The following is a 13,389-nucleotide window of genomic DNA, read 5'->3' as shown; positions in this document are numbered from 1 at the left end:
CATGGCGAGGACCCTCGCGCTCTTCTTGCTCCTGGTCGCCCCGGCCGCGGCCGCCGACGACGCCGCGCAAAAGCTGGCGCTCGCCAGGTCGCTCCGCGAGCAGGGGCAGTTCGACTACGCGATCAAGCTTGCGTCTGAGCGGATCGAGCGCAGCGACCTCCCCGAAGCGGTGCGGGTAGAGTTCGCCATCGAGTACGCGCGGGCGTCCGTGGGCAAGGCCTTGGGCACGCCGCGCGCCCAGAGGCGGCGGATCGCGACGCAGTGCAACCGGACGCTCGAAAAGCTGCAGGGCGAGCTCCGCCAGACTGCGAGCCGTCGGGTGATCGAGCTGCAGGCCTGCCTGAGCCTGGCCGCGATGGTGCGGACCGACCTAGCAGAAGCAGACGACGCCGACCGGCGGGTGCTGAGAGACTTAGACGATCGCCTGGAGCGGATGGTAGAAGAAATCGAAACGGGCCTTGCCCGCGCATCCGACCGACAGAATGAATCGCTCGCCAACCACGCCCGCGTAGAGCACGCCGGCGTGCTGCAGATGCTGGCCGAAACCTACCCCCCCGAGAGCGCCGACCGCGACGACGCGGCGCTGCGGGCCCTCGGCGTGGCCGAGCCGCTGGCGCACGGCCGTGTGCCCGACGCGCTACGCTGGCGTGCGCGTGGCGTGGAGGTTGCTTGCCTGGCGCTGCTGGGACGCGACCGGCTGCACCGAGCACGGCTGGCCGAGTACAAGGCCGACGCCCCCGCCGATTGGCTGGCGGCGGCCGACACACACGCCAAGACCGCACGCGCCGCGGACGAGCCCGGCCGCCGCGGGGCCGAGCTGTACGCGGCGGGCAAGCTGGACGAGGCGGTCGATGCCTACGACCGCGCGGCCGCGGACGCGTTCCGCAGCGGCGCGCACGGGTCGGCGTTTGAGTGCTCGCTGGCGGCGGCGGCCATCCGTCACCAGCAGGGGAAGCTGTCGGACGCGGCCCGCAGGTTCCGTCGGGCGGCGCTGGCGGCTTCCGACCGCCCCGAGGCGCCCGCCGCGCACCACGCCGGCCTGCTGGCGGCCGCCGAGGCGGCGCGGCGCGATCCGGCCCTCAAAGAGCGGTACGCCGAGATGCTGCGCGAGCACGCCGCGACTTGGCCACGCGCCGAGACGGCCGAGAAAGCCCGCTGGTGGCTGACCAAGCTGCTGGCGGCCGACGAGCAGTGGGACGCGATCCTCAGCGAAACAAGCGGCCTTACGCAAAGCGACCCGCGCTACGCCGAGGGGATGTCGCTGCGGATCGAGGCCTCGGCCCGCAAGCACGCCGCGCTGTCCGGCGCGGCGGCAGACGCGTGGCTGGCAGAAGCCACGGCCGAGCTGCAGCCGCTGGTCACGGGCCGCGACAACCGCTGGCCCGATGCCTGGACCCCCATCGCGCGTCACGCGGCGCTGGCGCTGGCCCGGATGCACGCAGACGATCCCGAGAGCGACTACTCGCCCAGGCTGCTCGCGAAGGCGCTGGCCGGCGCCCCGGAACCCGACCCCCAGTGGCGCCGCGACGCCGCGACGCTGCTGGCCCAGTTGCTGATCGAGCGTGGCGACCTCGACGGCGCCGCCCCCTGGCTCGCCGCCGCGGACACCGGGCCGGTGCTGGAGGCCCTCGCGGAGAAGCTTCGATCGGCCGACCCGCACGGGCGCGAGGCCGCGGCGAAGCTGATCGTTCAGGTCACCACAGACGCCAAGGGGAAGGCCGCGGAGCTACGCGCCGAGGCGCTCGTCTCGCTCGGCTTCGTTGCCGAGGCGACCGAACTGCTCGCGGGCCAAGCAGAGGGTGGTCCGGCGGCGAGGCTCAGGCTCGCACAACTGCTCACGCGGCACCCCGACGCCTCGCAGCGCCAGCGCGCCGTGAAGCTGTTGCATGCGCTCGAGAAGGAGGTCCCCGCGGGGGACGCCCTCTGGGGGGCGGCGCGATGCGCCCGCATCCGGGCGCTGCTCGCAGCCGGCCGTAAAGAAGAGGCGGGTAAACTATTCCAGATCACCGCCACGCTCGAACCGACCGTCGCCAGTGGCGCGGCGTTCCAAGAGGTTGCACGCGAGATCGCAGAGGAACCAGGCGCGCGGAAAAACGAGTAGCCCCGATCGTTTCCGATCGGGGCTACCCGACGAGGGGGAATGCGTTGTGAGTGCTCTTTTTGGAGCCGGAAGCGTCAGCGCCCGGAGCCGTAGGGTGTACGCAGTACACCGGCCCCGAACGAGTCTCGAAGCAGTCAAGACTTCTCCGCCGCTTGGCGCACCTCGTGCACCCTACACGGGGGCTACCAGGGGCCGCGGACGTAGTACACGCCGAACTGGTTGGTGTCCTGCGGCCAGGCCGGGGTGTTGCGGAACGGGCCGCCGTGCGGGCCGATGCCGGGGTAGTCGCGTCCGAACTGGTGGTCGATCCGCGAGATGCGGCTCGACCCCACGCCCCAGCCCCAGTTGGTCTGGGTCTGCACCACCGGCGGCACCACCAGCGCCACGGGCTGGCCGTACTGCACGTGGGCGTAGGGGGCGTTCCAGTTGTAGTTCTCGGCCCGACGCAGGGGCCACATGTAAGGCGCTTCCGCCTGGGCAGGGGGGGCTGCCCAAGCGGCGAGCGCCAAACCGAAGACGAGGGTGAGCTTGCTGAGCGTGGTCATGGGGTTCTCCGGGCGGGAAGGCGTGGGGCTGGGGGGCAGGCAGTGAACGGCGTTCGCGGCCCGGATCACCACCACGCGTTTCCGGACTTCTTGTAGCCGTAGTTCTCGCCCCAGTTGTGCGAGTCCCAGATGGCGGCCTGCAGCCAGTTGGCCTTGGAATGATAGCTGACGTTGGTGCGGGTCCAGCCGGCGCCCGGTGAGTGCGTGTAGTACGAGCGGTGGTGCTGGTACAGCATCTCGTGCGGCATCAGCGGCTGGTACGTGGTGTAGGTGTGCCCCATGCTCACCGGCACCGGCAGCGGGGCGACGTACATCTCGGCCGCCGTGCCGCTGGGCTGCGGGCCGACGTAGTAGTTGTAGAACAGGTCGTTCGGGTCCTGGCGGCTCACGGTCCGCTTGCCGCGCCAGCCGTAGGCGGCCTCGGCGGGAGCAACCGTCGACCAGAGGCCGGCGGCGATGACGGCGACTGCTATCGCGCTGGTGGTTTGTTTCATGCTTGGATTCCCCCTTGCGGCGAACTTGATGGGGCCCCCGCGGCGACCGGCGTCGCGTGGCCGATTGGTTCTGTCGCAAAGCATCGACGTGCGAGAATCGTTGCTGTGAAACTTTCCGTGCTACCGCGTGCAACCGCTACGGGCGTTACAACCGGACCCGGACGCCCTCGGGCGGATGGCCACGAAAAGGCGCAAGAAAGCACAAAGAAGTTGGGAGCACTTGGAGACAGATAGTGCTGCTGGCGCCGACCTACGCGGCGTTAATCTCGACCAGCTCGCTCGATGAGTGGGGCGCAGGGACCGGCTCACCCTGCTCGGCTAGACCCTCGATGTGGAACTCGATCGCCTCGCGGATCAGCGCAATCGCTCCCTCGCGGGTGTCTGCGGCAGCGATACAGCCGGGAAGGTCCGGAACGTAAGCGCCCCAGCTATTCTCGCCCTGCTCGATAATCACCGTGTACTTCATGAGAGAGCTTATGGGTTCAGTCCAGCTTGCTTAAGTATACTCTTCAGCGTGCCAACTGGGATATCAACATTCGGCTTGCCGGACACCGTGACAGTGCCGGGCTTGGTCGCGTGCACAAATTGCCGGTGACTGCCCCGCATCCGAACCTGGCGCCAGCCCTCACCTTCGAGCTGCCTGATCAGTTCCCAGACCTTCACGTATAGCTCGTGCTGGATCGCCGCAGGAAATCACCGACTTCCTCAATGCTGTACGCCGGCGTGCGCCGATGCAAGACCGCATGGCCGTTGTGGCGCACCGGCCGCAGGTCTCCGATTGGCGGAGCTCCGCCAGCGTCCCTGTCCCCTGCCCGAGAGCGCCAGAGAGTGCGCAAATTTAGCCACCGCGGCTTGGTCCATAGTCATTCATTTTCGTGCATTCTTGTGCCTTCTCATGGCCATCGCCTGTAATCCGTCCCTACCGTGCGGTCCGTGGGGCGGCCACTCCGGCGCCTGGGACCGCCTCGCCGCGGCCGGTAAACTCTACGTTTTCCCTACAGACCCCCATCCCCCACGAGGCAAGAACCTTGGCGGAGACCGAGACAGCACCGACCCGCGCCGCCGCGCCCCGGCGGACGACCGCAGAGGCGATGGCTGCCAAGCAGCAGGAAATCTCTGTCAGCGAGTTCTTCGCCAAGAACCGCCACCTGCTGGGATTCGACAACCCCCGCAAGGCCCTGCTGACCACCGTCAAGGAAGCGGTCGACAACTCGCTGGACGCGTGTGAGGAAGCAGGCATCCTGCCGGAGATTTGGGTGCACATCGAGCCCACCGGCGAGGGGCGCTACAAGGTCGGCATCCAAGACAACGGGCCCGGCATCCTCAAGAAGCAGATCCCGCTGATCTTCGGCAAGCTGCTGTACGGGTCGAAGTTCCACCGCCTGCGGCAGAGCCGTGGGCAGCAGGGGATCGGCATCAGCGCCGCCGGCATGTACGGCGTGCAGACCACCGGCAAGCCCGTGAAGATCATCAGCAAGGTCTCCGTGCGCAAGCCCGCGCACTACTACGAGATCCAGATCGACACCAAGCGCAACGTCCCGCGCATCCTCAACGGCAAGGGCGAGGGCGTTGACATCCCGCCGGGCGAGAAGGGCGCCAAGTACATCGAGCAGCACGGCATCGAGTGGGAAGACCAGCCGCACGGCACGCGCGTCACCATCGAACTCGAGGCCAAGTTTGTCCGCGGCCGCGGCAGTGTTGACGAGTACCTGAACCAGACGGCGATCGCCAACCCGCACGTCACGCTGCACTACCACGACCCGGACGACTACCTGCACGACTACCCGCGCAGCGCCGAGAAGCTTCCCCCCGAATCGAAGGAGATCAAGCCGCACCCATACGGCACCGAGTCGGGCCGGCTGGCGCAGATGCTCGAAGAGAGCGAGCCGATGGGGGTGAGCGAGTTCCTCAAGACCAAGTTTAGCCGCGTCACGCCCGCGGTGGCGCGCAAGATCTGCGAGAAGGCGGAGGTGTCTTCTCGGCTGGCGGTCGGCAAGGTGAAGCGGGAGCAGGCGGACAAGATCTTCCGCGCGATCCAGCAGACCAAGATCAGCCCGCCGGAGACCAACTGCATCTGCCCGATCGGCGAGGAGCTGCTGCTCAAGGGGCTGCACAGCGTGGTGCCGGGCGAGTTCTACACCGCCGCCACGCGTCCTCCGGCCGTGTACCGGGGCAACCCGTTCCAGGTGGAGGTCGGCCTGGCGTACGGCGGGTCGGCCGCCACGCAGAACGTGACGATGGACCTGCTGCAAGACCTGATCGAAGAGACCGACACGCGCACCGTGCGGCAGTTTCTCATCCACACGTTCAATGGCCTGGGGAGCGACGCCGCGGACAAGATCGTCAAGGCCGCCAGCCTCAAGACCCGCCAGAACCCCAGCGCGCTCAAGCCCAAGGAACGCCAGAAGCTGTTCGACGCGATGAAGCACGTGAACGTCGCCGAGGGACAGAGCATGGAGGTGATGCGGTACGCCAACCGCGTGCCGTTGCAGTTCCAGCAGGCCGCCTGCGCGGTGACGCAGACCATCCTCGGCACCAACTGGCGTGGCTACGGGCTGAGCCAGTCGCGGGGCTCGCTCCCCAAGGGACCGGTGAGCATCATGGTGCACATCGCCAGCGTGTGGGTGCCGTTCACCAGCGAGAGCAAAGAGGCGATCGCCGCGTACCCCGAGATCCAGAAAGAGATCCGCCTGGGGCTGCAAGCGGTGGGGCGCAAGCTGGGGATGTTCCTCCGCCGCCGGCTGCGGGTGAAGCAGCAGACCGACCGCCGCGAGGTGTTCCTGCGTTACCTCAAAGAAGTCTCCGGCGCGGTTAGTACGATCAACGGCGCGAACCAGAGCGAGCTGTACGACCAGCTCGTGAAGGTGGCGAACAAGGTGACCGCCGACGCGGACATGAAGCTGGACGACCGCGGGCGGAAGATCGCCCCGGAGGAGATGGACCTGGGAGGGAGCGTGCTGATTGTCGACCCAACAACGCACGCGGCTTCGATCAACCGGGCTTCGTCGGTGGGCGAAGACGACGAGGATGGCGGGGGCGAAGAAGAGTGAGGGCGGAGGCCTCTCGCAGAGACGCGGAGCCTTCGGACGCATCAGGCAGTCTACCAACGATGCACGCTGAGAGCGGATAAACAATGTATAGGCCGGCTGGTTCCACTCCTTCTTTCCTGGGCGCCTCTGCGTCTCCGCAAGAGTTCTCCGATGGCAGATGAAGAACCACGCGAGCTGACCGACGTCATCGACGACCTCAAAGAGAAGTCGCAAGAAGACGGCCAGATGTCCGCCCAGGACGCGCTCGACGAGTTCGCTGGGCGACTCTTCGGGCCGCTGCTGGTTGTGCCGGGGCTGGTGACGCTTATCCCGGTAGTCGGAGCCATCCCGCTCGTCCCCACAACAATGGGCGTGTGGGTGGTGCTGGTGGCGGGGCAGACGCTCGCGGGTCGCGAGTACCCCTGGCTGCCTGGCGTGATCGCCGACCGCAGCGTCGACGCCGAAAAGTTCCGCGAGTCGATGGAAAAGTTCCGCCCCTGGGCCGAGTGGATCGACAAGTTCACGAAGCCCCGGCTCACATGGCTCGTGAAGGGCCCCGGCAAGTACGCGCTGGCGGCGTTGTGCATCGTGCTGGCGCTGACGCTGCCGCCGCTGGAGTTCCTGCCGATGGCCTGTGCAGCGCCCGGGGGCGCGATCCTGCTGATCGGCCTGGCGATCACCGCCCACGATGGCCTGCTGGCGCTGATCGCGGTCGGCCTATCGTTGCTGGCGTTGTTCTTAGTCAGCCAAGCCTGGTCGGCGTTCGCGGCGTACTTCAGCGGATAACGTGGTGATGCAATACTGGAGGTACTGAAGCTCTTACCCGGACGAGGTCGAAGTTGGTTCGGATCACCATTGATGACGAGTTGAAGAGGCGGCTAGAAGCGACCGACGGCCCGGTCGAGCTTTGCGATGCAAAGGGGAAAGTGGTCGGCTTTGTTCGCGTTGAAACGCCGCCGAACTGGCGCGACTACTGGATCGACGACGAACCAAAGTTAAGCCGCGAAGAGATTGACCGGCGCCTAAACTCGCCGAAACCAGGCCTCACCACCGAACAAGTAAAGGCCAAACTGCGGGAACTGATGTGAGTTATCGGATCGATACGGAGTAGAAGCAAACCACACTTCTCTCGCAGAGGCGCGGAGACGCAGAGAAGTACGAACGGGAGGCGCCATGTTGAATCTAGTCGTGATTCGTTCCGCCGACCTGGATCGAGCAGAGCAGTTCTACGCTTCGATTGGCTTGAGCTTCACCCGACATTCCCATGGCAATGGCCCCGAGCACTTGGCCAATGAGTGCGATGGCATTGTCTTTGAAATTTACCCAAGAACAAGCAAGACTGAATCAACGGCCGGAACGCGCATTGGTTTTCGAGTCGAGTGCGTCGAAACCGCAACGAGTAGCCTTGCGGCCATCGGCGCCATGATCCAAAGCCTTCCCAAGGATAGTCCATGGGGCCGCCGGGCAGTCGTGCTCGACTTTGACGGACATCAAGTTGAACTGACATCCAAACTCAATATTCTGACTCGATAGACACTCTACTTCCCTCTGCGCCTCTGCGAGAGATCCGTCAAAGACATGGCAAAAAAAAGCCCCATCACCCCCGCCCCCAAGCCCCCCGTCAAGCTCACGCCGCGCGACAAGAAGACGCTGTCGTCTCTGGTCGGCCTGGCCGACGGCGTGACGAAAGCCGCGGCGGCGCGGCGCGACCCGTACGTCGATATCCCGAGCCGGACGCTGTCAAACGTCCGCTACTCGGCGCGTAAGCGGATCATCGAAATGGGCACGGGCAAGAACCGCCGACAGCTCTTCGACCTGTCGCAGGCCAAGGCGTACATGCGCACCATGCTGGTCGCCGAGGGCTGCAAGCGGCTGCTGGACCAGGGCAAGAGCACCAGCCTCCGGGGTATGTTCTACATGCTCAAGCACACGATCGAGGGCTCGAAGGAGAACACCTTCGACGACCAGAACGAGTGCGACACGATCATCGAAGACGTTGAGGTGCTGCTGACCAGCATCCGCGAAGAGCTGCACCTGTACGCCGAGAACCGTGGCGCGATGGTGGGCGCCATCACGTTCACCGACAAGGGAGACGAGATCAACTGCGCCCGCATGGGCTCCGGCGGGTACGCGATCCCGTCGATCGTCGAGCCAGAGGTGATCCAGTTCGACAAGAAGAAGTGCGACGCCAAGTTCATCCTGCACGTCGAGAAAGGCACGGTCTGGCAGCGGTTCAACGAAGACCGCTTCTGGGAGAAGCACAACTGCATCCTCACCCACGGCAGCGGGCAGCCCCCACGCGGCGTGCGGCGCATGCTGTTCCGGCTGCACAACGAGCTGAGCCTGCCGGTGTACTGCGTGCTCGATAACGACCCGTGGGGCTACTATATCTACAGCGTGCTCAAGCAGGGCTCGATCAACCTGGCGTTCGAGAGCCAGCGGATGGCGATCCCCGAGGCCAAGTACCTGGGCCTGCGGAGCATCGACTACGACCGCTGCGAGCTCTCCGAAAGCGTCAAGATCGCGCTGAACGACACCGACCGTAAACGCGCGAAGCAGGTGGCCAAGTACCCCTGGTTCGAGAAGAAGCCCAAGTGGCAGACCGAGATCAAGAAGATGATCCAGAACGACTTCAAGCTGGAAGTGGAATCGTTGATCTCGAAGGATATCAGCTACGTGACGGAGGTTTACGTGCCCGAGCGATTGGAGGCGCAGGACTGGTTGGACTAGAATAGGGATGACCATTGCAGACTTGGAGACCGCGGAATCATGTCGAGCATTCTAGACCACGCAGGCATGTCGATAACCGGCGTAGAAATCCCTCCGACGCCGCTGCCTGCACAAGCTGACGAACTCACCTGGGACATCGCCCGGCTGTTCCCGCGCCAGGGGAGTTGGACCGTCGAGCAGTACCTTCAGTTGACGGAGACGGTCAACTGGCCGATGGAGTTTACGGACGGTGTAATCGAGTTTTTGCCCATGCCCACGATCGCACACCAGTTGCTTGTCCGCTTCCTGATGGATGCGCTTCGTGCGTTCGTCGAGCCCCGCGACTTAGGAGTCGTGCTCTTTGGCCCGCTTCCGACTTGGCTGAACGAAACGAAGTACCGCGAACCGGATGTCCTGTTCAACACCACCGCCCGCCACGAGGCGAGTGACAAGTACTACCACGGCGCCGATTTGGTGATGGAGGTCGTCAGCCCCGACGACCGCAGCCACACGCGTGACCACGAGGACAAAGTAGTCGCCTACGCCGCGGCCGGGATCCAGGAGTATTGGATCGTCGACCCGCAGGAGCAGCGGGTGCGCGTGCTGACGCTCCAAGGCGCCGCGTACGTCGAGCTCGCGAATGTCGTGGCCCAGAGCGAGGCGCCGTCGAAGCTGCTCGATGGGTTCACGCTGGACGTCGCCGCAGCTTTCGCCGCCGCCAAACGCAAGTAAGCGTCGTCACGCAAGGCGCACGAAGACGACTGCGGCGCCCACCAGCACGGCGCCCATCACCGCCGCCATTACCGCGCCGCTCGCCACGTCCAGCGCGTCGCGCACGTAGGGGTTCTGTTCTCGCGTGACTGCCTTCGCCAGCCGCTCGATCGCCGCGTTCATCAGCTCGGCGGAGATGACGATCGTCATCGAGATCGTCAGCAGCGCCGCCTCGACCATCGACACCTGCAACCACACGGCGAGCGCCGCCACCGCCGCGGCCGCGGCGAAGTGGACTTGGAGGCTGCTTTCTTGCCGCGCGGCCAGGCCGAAGCCGCGGAAGGCGTGGCTGAATTTGGTGAGCCAGTAGCGCATGAGAGGCGGTTCGTACGGGCGCGCCGACGGGGCGGAGCCCGTCGGCTATTGGGGGATGGGGGTTCGGGTTTCGAGAGGATGGAAGGTGCTGCGTTACTCTAGGCCGTAGGCGCCGGCGGGGGGGATGTCGATGCCGGTGCGGCGCGAGGCGCTCAGCCTGGGGAGGAACCTGGGCTCGACCTGAAGACGGAACCCGACGGTCCCCTTCGACTGGTCGACCGTGGCGCCGAGCGTGGTGATCAGCGACTCGCCGATCCGGCTCAGCGCGAACGACTGGCCGATATTGCCGGCGTCGCCCAGGTCGATCACCGCGGCGGCCGAGCCGATCCACTTCGGCCCGAGCCGGTAGTTGAGCGTGGCGCTAATCAGGTCGGCGACCACGGGCCCCTGGACGGTGCGGTAGCCCAGGTACAGGTTGCCGCGGGTGGGACGCCCCAGCAGCACGCCCGCCGAAGCGGTCCGCAGCCCCTGCTCGAACGTGTCGGCGAAACCGTCGGAGACCACCGTCAGCCGGTCGCCCACGTGCCAGCGGAAGTCGTAGTCGAACAGGCCAAAGTCCTCGCCGAAGTTGTCGCGGTTGGCTTCGGGGAAGATGGTGAAGTTTGCGTCTAGAGTCACCCAGTCGACGATGTGCTCCCGCCCTGCCCCGCCGCGCTTGGTCTGCAAGCGGTGCCGCATGCCGAAGCGGACGGTCGTCAGGTCGTCCACCAGCTCGCTGGAGGGCGCGGTCACCCAGTTCTGGTTGCCGGAGCGGATGTAGTAGCGCCGCGGATCGAAACGCGGGTCGATCGAGCTGGGGTTTCCCGGCACGTAGAGCCCCGCCAGTGGTCCAGAGAACGGCGCAAAGAAGTACCGCCGGCGGATCTCGTCGACCGAGTCGTCGTCGATGTCGTCGTACAGCGGCAGTTGTTCGTAGTTCTGATCCGCGTCTGCGTAGGAGGCCTCGACATCGAACACCACCTTGTGGGCCAGCCCGTTCAGGTTGAACAGCGGGTCGCGGACGTGGGGGTTCACCGCCACGAACGGGATGCTGGCCCGCACGCCGGTGTTCAGGTAGAGCCGATCCAGGTCGTTGCCGGAAAGGTCTTGGCCGGTGTGGTAGGCCTCGCCCATCACGTAGGGCACCACCTTGAAGGGCGCCGCGTCGATGGGCAGCGACAGCTCCTGGCGGGTGACGAGGCGCTCGCCCGACAGGCTTCCCCCGCTTGGCTGCTCCCACGGGAAGCGTTCAAACGAGGCCAGCAGCTCGGGGCTGGTGGGGGTGCTGACGATGCCGATGTCCGCGTAGCCGATCGACGAATGCCCCGACCAGGAGAGGGTCTCCCCCAGCAGGTCTTGGCCGATGATGTTGTGGTCGAGCCGCGGCAGCCACTGCGTCTGCGTGAAAAAGTCGTTGACGCGTCCGTAGGCCTCGATCGAGAGCGAGCGGTTCTCGCGCAGCCGCTTGAGCCGCACGCCGGTGAGCTCGTCCTTGTTGTTGTCCCAATCGGACTCGTAGTACTGTTCTAGGAAGGTGCGGTCGCTGAGCCAACCGATCTCGCCCTGCGTGGTCCAGCCGTCTAGCAGCCCGCCGACGAGCTGCTGTTGGTGGTTCAAGAAGGTGCGGAACCGGTAGCTCGCCTCGGGGGTGACGGAGCGTTCGCCGAGGCCGAGGTTGTCCTTGCCCTCGTCTTTGATCCCCCAGAAGTCGGCGATCCCCCGAGCGGGGCCCTCCACCCCGAGAAAGCTGCCGACGTTGTAGTCGAAGCCGGTGCCGTGCCCGAACCCGCGTTCGTTCAGGTAGTCGAGGCTGAGCGTCCAGTCGGTTCCCGGGACCCGCTCGGCGCCGAGCAGTTGGTAGACGTCGAGGTCGACGATCGCCTGCACGCCGAACACGCTGTCGCTGCGGAACGCGGCGCTCTTGATGTAGAACGTCGGCTCGGTGAGGTCGGTGGCGATGGTCGGCCAGTAGAACACCGGCCAGCCGCCGACGTGCACGACGTTCCCCCGGCTCTCGGCGAGCTGCTCGTGGTCGTAGGTAGTGAGCCCCGTCGCGGGGTTGAACTGCGGCCGCTGGGTGTCCGTGAACGCGATCGACTTCGATGAGAAGTCGTACGAGGGCTCTTCCAACCGGCTGGTCGTCACCAACGCGTCGGTAGCGATGAAGCGCGACTCGTCGAGCTGACGGATGGCGCCCGCCTTGAGACGCACCAAGCCGCGGTACTGGTAGCCCCCGACCTCAGGCAGCGGGGTCAGCAGCTCTGCGTCCAGCACCACGCCGATCCGCCGGCGAACGTCGTAGTACATCCGGTTGGCGTAGACGGTACGTTCGCCCTGGCGGAAGACGATATTGCCTTCCATGTAGATCTCCATCGGCACGTCCTCGGACTGCTCGAAGGATCCGCCGGCGAGCGCCTCGGCGCCCGCGGTCCAGATCACGGCGCGGTCCGTCTCGAGGTCGATGGTGTCGATCGGGCCGAGCGCCCCGGGGAGGCCGGCCGCCTGGATCCCTTCCACCACGATGTTGACGCCGCCGCTGAGCACCACGGCGGTCTCACCCGCCGCGAGCTGGCGCGACTCGAGCTGGGTGCTCACGCCGCGGCCGAACAACTGCACCCGACGGAAGCCCCCCGCGTTGGCGACGGCCGGCGACGGCGGGGGCGCCAGCGGCGCGAACTGGGCCGGGGCGACCTGCGTGTCGAGGCGCGGCTGAGCGGCGCTGGCCGTTAGCTGTGAATCTGCTTGCATCAAGGCCCGGCCACGCGCATGAACGCTGGAGCCCTGCACCCGTCCGTCGCCCGGGGGGGGCGTGTCCCACGTGAGGCCGCCGATCGATTCCAGCCTGCCGAACCAGTGGGGCGCCTGCTGCCGTGCGAGCGGGGTCTTGCCGTCTTCGCCGAGCAGTTCGATGCGCACCGGCGCTTCGGACGCCCCCTCGACATACGCGATCACCCGCGTGGGCACGTCGAACTTCTCGGCCCGGTCGATCCAGACCACTGCCTCGCGACCCGCCACCAACGAGGCGTCTTGCCCGATGGTGACGTCCCCCTCCAGACGCCAGACCTCGTACTCGCCCTCGATCGACTTGCTGGCCGAGCGGGCGGCCACGCGGATGCCGGCGTGCTTGTCGGGCTTGGGGAAGTGGACCTCTGCGACCGTCTCGCCGGCGAGACTCAACAGCACGAGCGCCAGCGCAGCAATCCTACAGAGCGCGATCGCCCCGGATTGCCTGCGGCCAGCTTTGCTGGAGCGGCTTTGCTCGGTGAGGATGATGACGGGCTTCCTTGCCACGTTGCTGGTCCGACGCGCCGGAGCGCCGCGTGCGCGCAGCGACGCCGGACATTTGCGGCGGGAGTATAGAAGCCCTGCCCGGGGGGAGCAAGCGACGGTTGGGCCGCCGCTGGCGCCGCGTTAAGCTGTTTGCTGACAGCCGGTTATCCCCCTTT

13 protein-coding genes are annotated in these 13,389 nt (G+C 66.3%); 7 read left to right on the top strand and 6 right to left on the bottom strand.

All coding sequences use genetic code 11. The features are described 5' to 3' along the window. Position 1: 1 nt before the first annotated feature. On the top strand, positions 2-2,101 hold the full coding sequence (locus Pla175_RS03275) for a hypothetical protein (RefSeq protein WP_145281267.1): 2,100 nt from the start codon (positions 2-4) through the stop codon (positions 2,099-2,101). Between the two features lie 182 nt (positions 2,102-2,283). On the opposite strand, the gene Pla175_RS03270 is transcribed toward Pla175_RS03275, so the two are convergent. The 4 genes from Pla175_RS03270 to Pla175_RS03255 all read right to left on the bottom strand — a co-directional run bounded on the left by Pla175_RS03270 (position 2,284) and on the right by Pla175_RS03255 (position 3,803). Then, on the bottom strand, positions 2,284-2,646 hold the full coding sequence (locus Pla175_RS03270) for a hypothetical protein (protein ID WP_145281266.1): 363 nt from the start codon (positions 2,644-2,646) through the stop codon (positions 2,284-2,286). Between the two features lie 65 nt (positions 2,647-2,711). Beyond that, a complete protein-coding gene (locus tag Pla175_RS03265; protein ID WP_145281265.1) occupies positions 2,712-3,140 on the bottom strand; it encodes a hypothetical protein in 429 nt (142 codons plus the stop codon). 250 nt (positions 3,141-3,390) lie between these two features. Then, positions 3,391-3,606 (bottom strand): type II toxin-antitoxin system HicB family antitoxin, encoded by a 216-nt coding sequence (locus Pla175_RS03260; RefSeq protein ID WP_145281264.1) that lies wholly within the window; start codon positions 3,604-3,606, stop codon positions 3,391-3,393. 8 nt (positions 3,607-3,614) lie between these two features. Continuing rightward, positions 3,615-3,803, bottom strand: coding sequence for a type II toxin-antitoxin system HicA family toxin (locus tag Pla175_RS03255; RefSeq protein WP_145281263.1), 189 nt, complete (start codon positions 3,801-3,803; stop codon positions 3,615-3,617). 365 nt (positions 3,804-4,168) lie between these two features. Between Pla175_RS03255 and Pla175_RS03250 the strand changes: the two genes are divergently transcribed. The 6 genes from Pla175_RS03250 (at position 4,169) to Pla175_RS03225 (ending at position 9,610) form a co-directional block, all read left to right on the top strand. After that, positions 4,169-6,190, top strand: coding sequence for a DNA topoisomerase VI subunit B (locus Pla175_RS03250; protein ID WP_231954172.1), 2,022 nt, complete (start codon positions 4,169-4,171; stop codon positions 6,188-6,190). 150 nt (positions 6,191-6,340) lie between these two features. Then, positions 6,341-6,955, top strand: a complete 615-nt coding sequence (locus Pla175_RS03245; RefSeq protein ID WP_145281262.1) for an exopolysaccharide biosynthesis protein — start codon at positions 6,341-6,343, stop codon at positions 6,953-6,955. A 53-nt stretch (positions 6,956-7,008) separates the two neighbouring features. Beyond that, positions 7,009-7,257 carry a hypothetical protein gene (locus Pla175_RS03240; RefSeq protein ID WP_145281261.1) on the top strand — a complete coding sequence of 83 codons (249 nt, stop codon included), beginning with the start codon at positions 7,009-7,011 and terminating at the stop codon, positions 7,255-7,257. 85 nt (positions 7,258-7,342) lie between these two features. Continuing rightward, a complete protein-coding gene (locus tag Pla175_RS03235) occupies positions 7,343-7,702 on the top strand; it encodes a VOC family protein (RefSeq protein ID WP_145281260.1) in 360 nt (119 codons plus the stop codon). A gap of 45 nt (positions 7,703-7,747) precedes the next feature. Further along, positions 7,748-8,899 (top strand): DNA topoisomerase IV subunit A, encoded by a 1,152-nt coding sequence (locus tag Pla175_RS03230; RefSeq protein WP_145281259.1) that lies wholly within the window; start codon positions 7,748-7,750, stop codon positions 8,897-8,899. A 39-nt stretch (positions 8,900-8,938) separates the two neighbouring features. Beyond that, a complete protein-coding gene (locus Pla175_RS03225; RefSeq protein ID WP_197527237.1) occupies positions 8,939-9,610 on the top strand; it encodes a Uma2 family endonuclease in 672 nt (223 codons plus the stop codon). A gap of 6 nt (positions 9,611-9,616) precedes the next feature. Here Pla175_RS03225 and Pla175_RS03220 read toward each other — a convergent pair whose 3' ends face one another. Continuing rightward, the gene (locus Pla175_RS03220) at positions 9,617-9,964 is read right to left on the bottom strand and encodes a diacylglycerol kinase family protein (RefSeq protein ID WP_145281258.1); all 348 of its coding nucleotides are present in this window, start codon (positions 9,962-9,964) and stop codon (positions 9,617-9,619) included. Positions 9,965-10,057: 93 nt separating this feature from the next. Continuing rightward, the gene (locus Pla175_RS03215) at positions 10,058-13,234 is read right to left on the bottom strand and encodes an LPS-assembly protein LptD (protein WP_145281257.1); all 3,177 of its coding nucleotides are present in this window, start codon (positions 13,232-13,234) and stop codon (positions 10,058-10,060) included. Positions 13,235-13,389 lie beyond the last annotated feature (155 nt).

Source organism: Pirellulimonas nuda (genome assembly GCF_007750855.1).
GTDB classification, from domain to species: Bacteria; Planctomycetota; Planctomycetia; order Pirellulales; family Lacipirellulaceae; genus Pirellulimonas; species Pirellulimonas nuda.
This window is presented reverse-complemented; position numbering and strand designations above follow the sequence as displayed.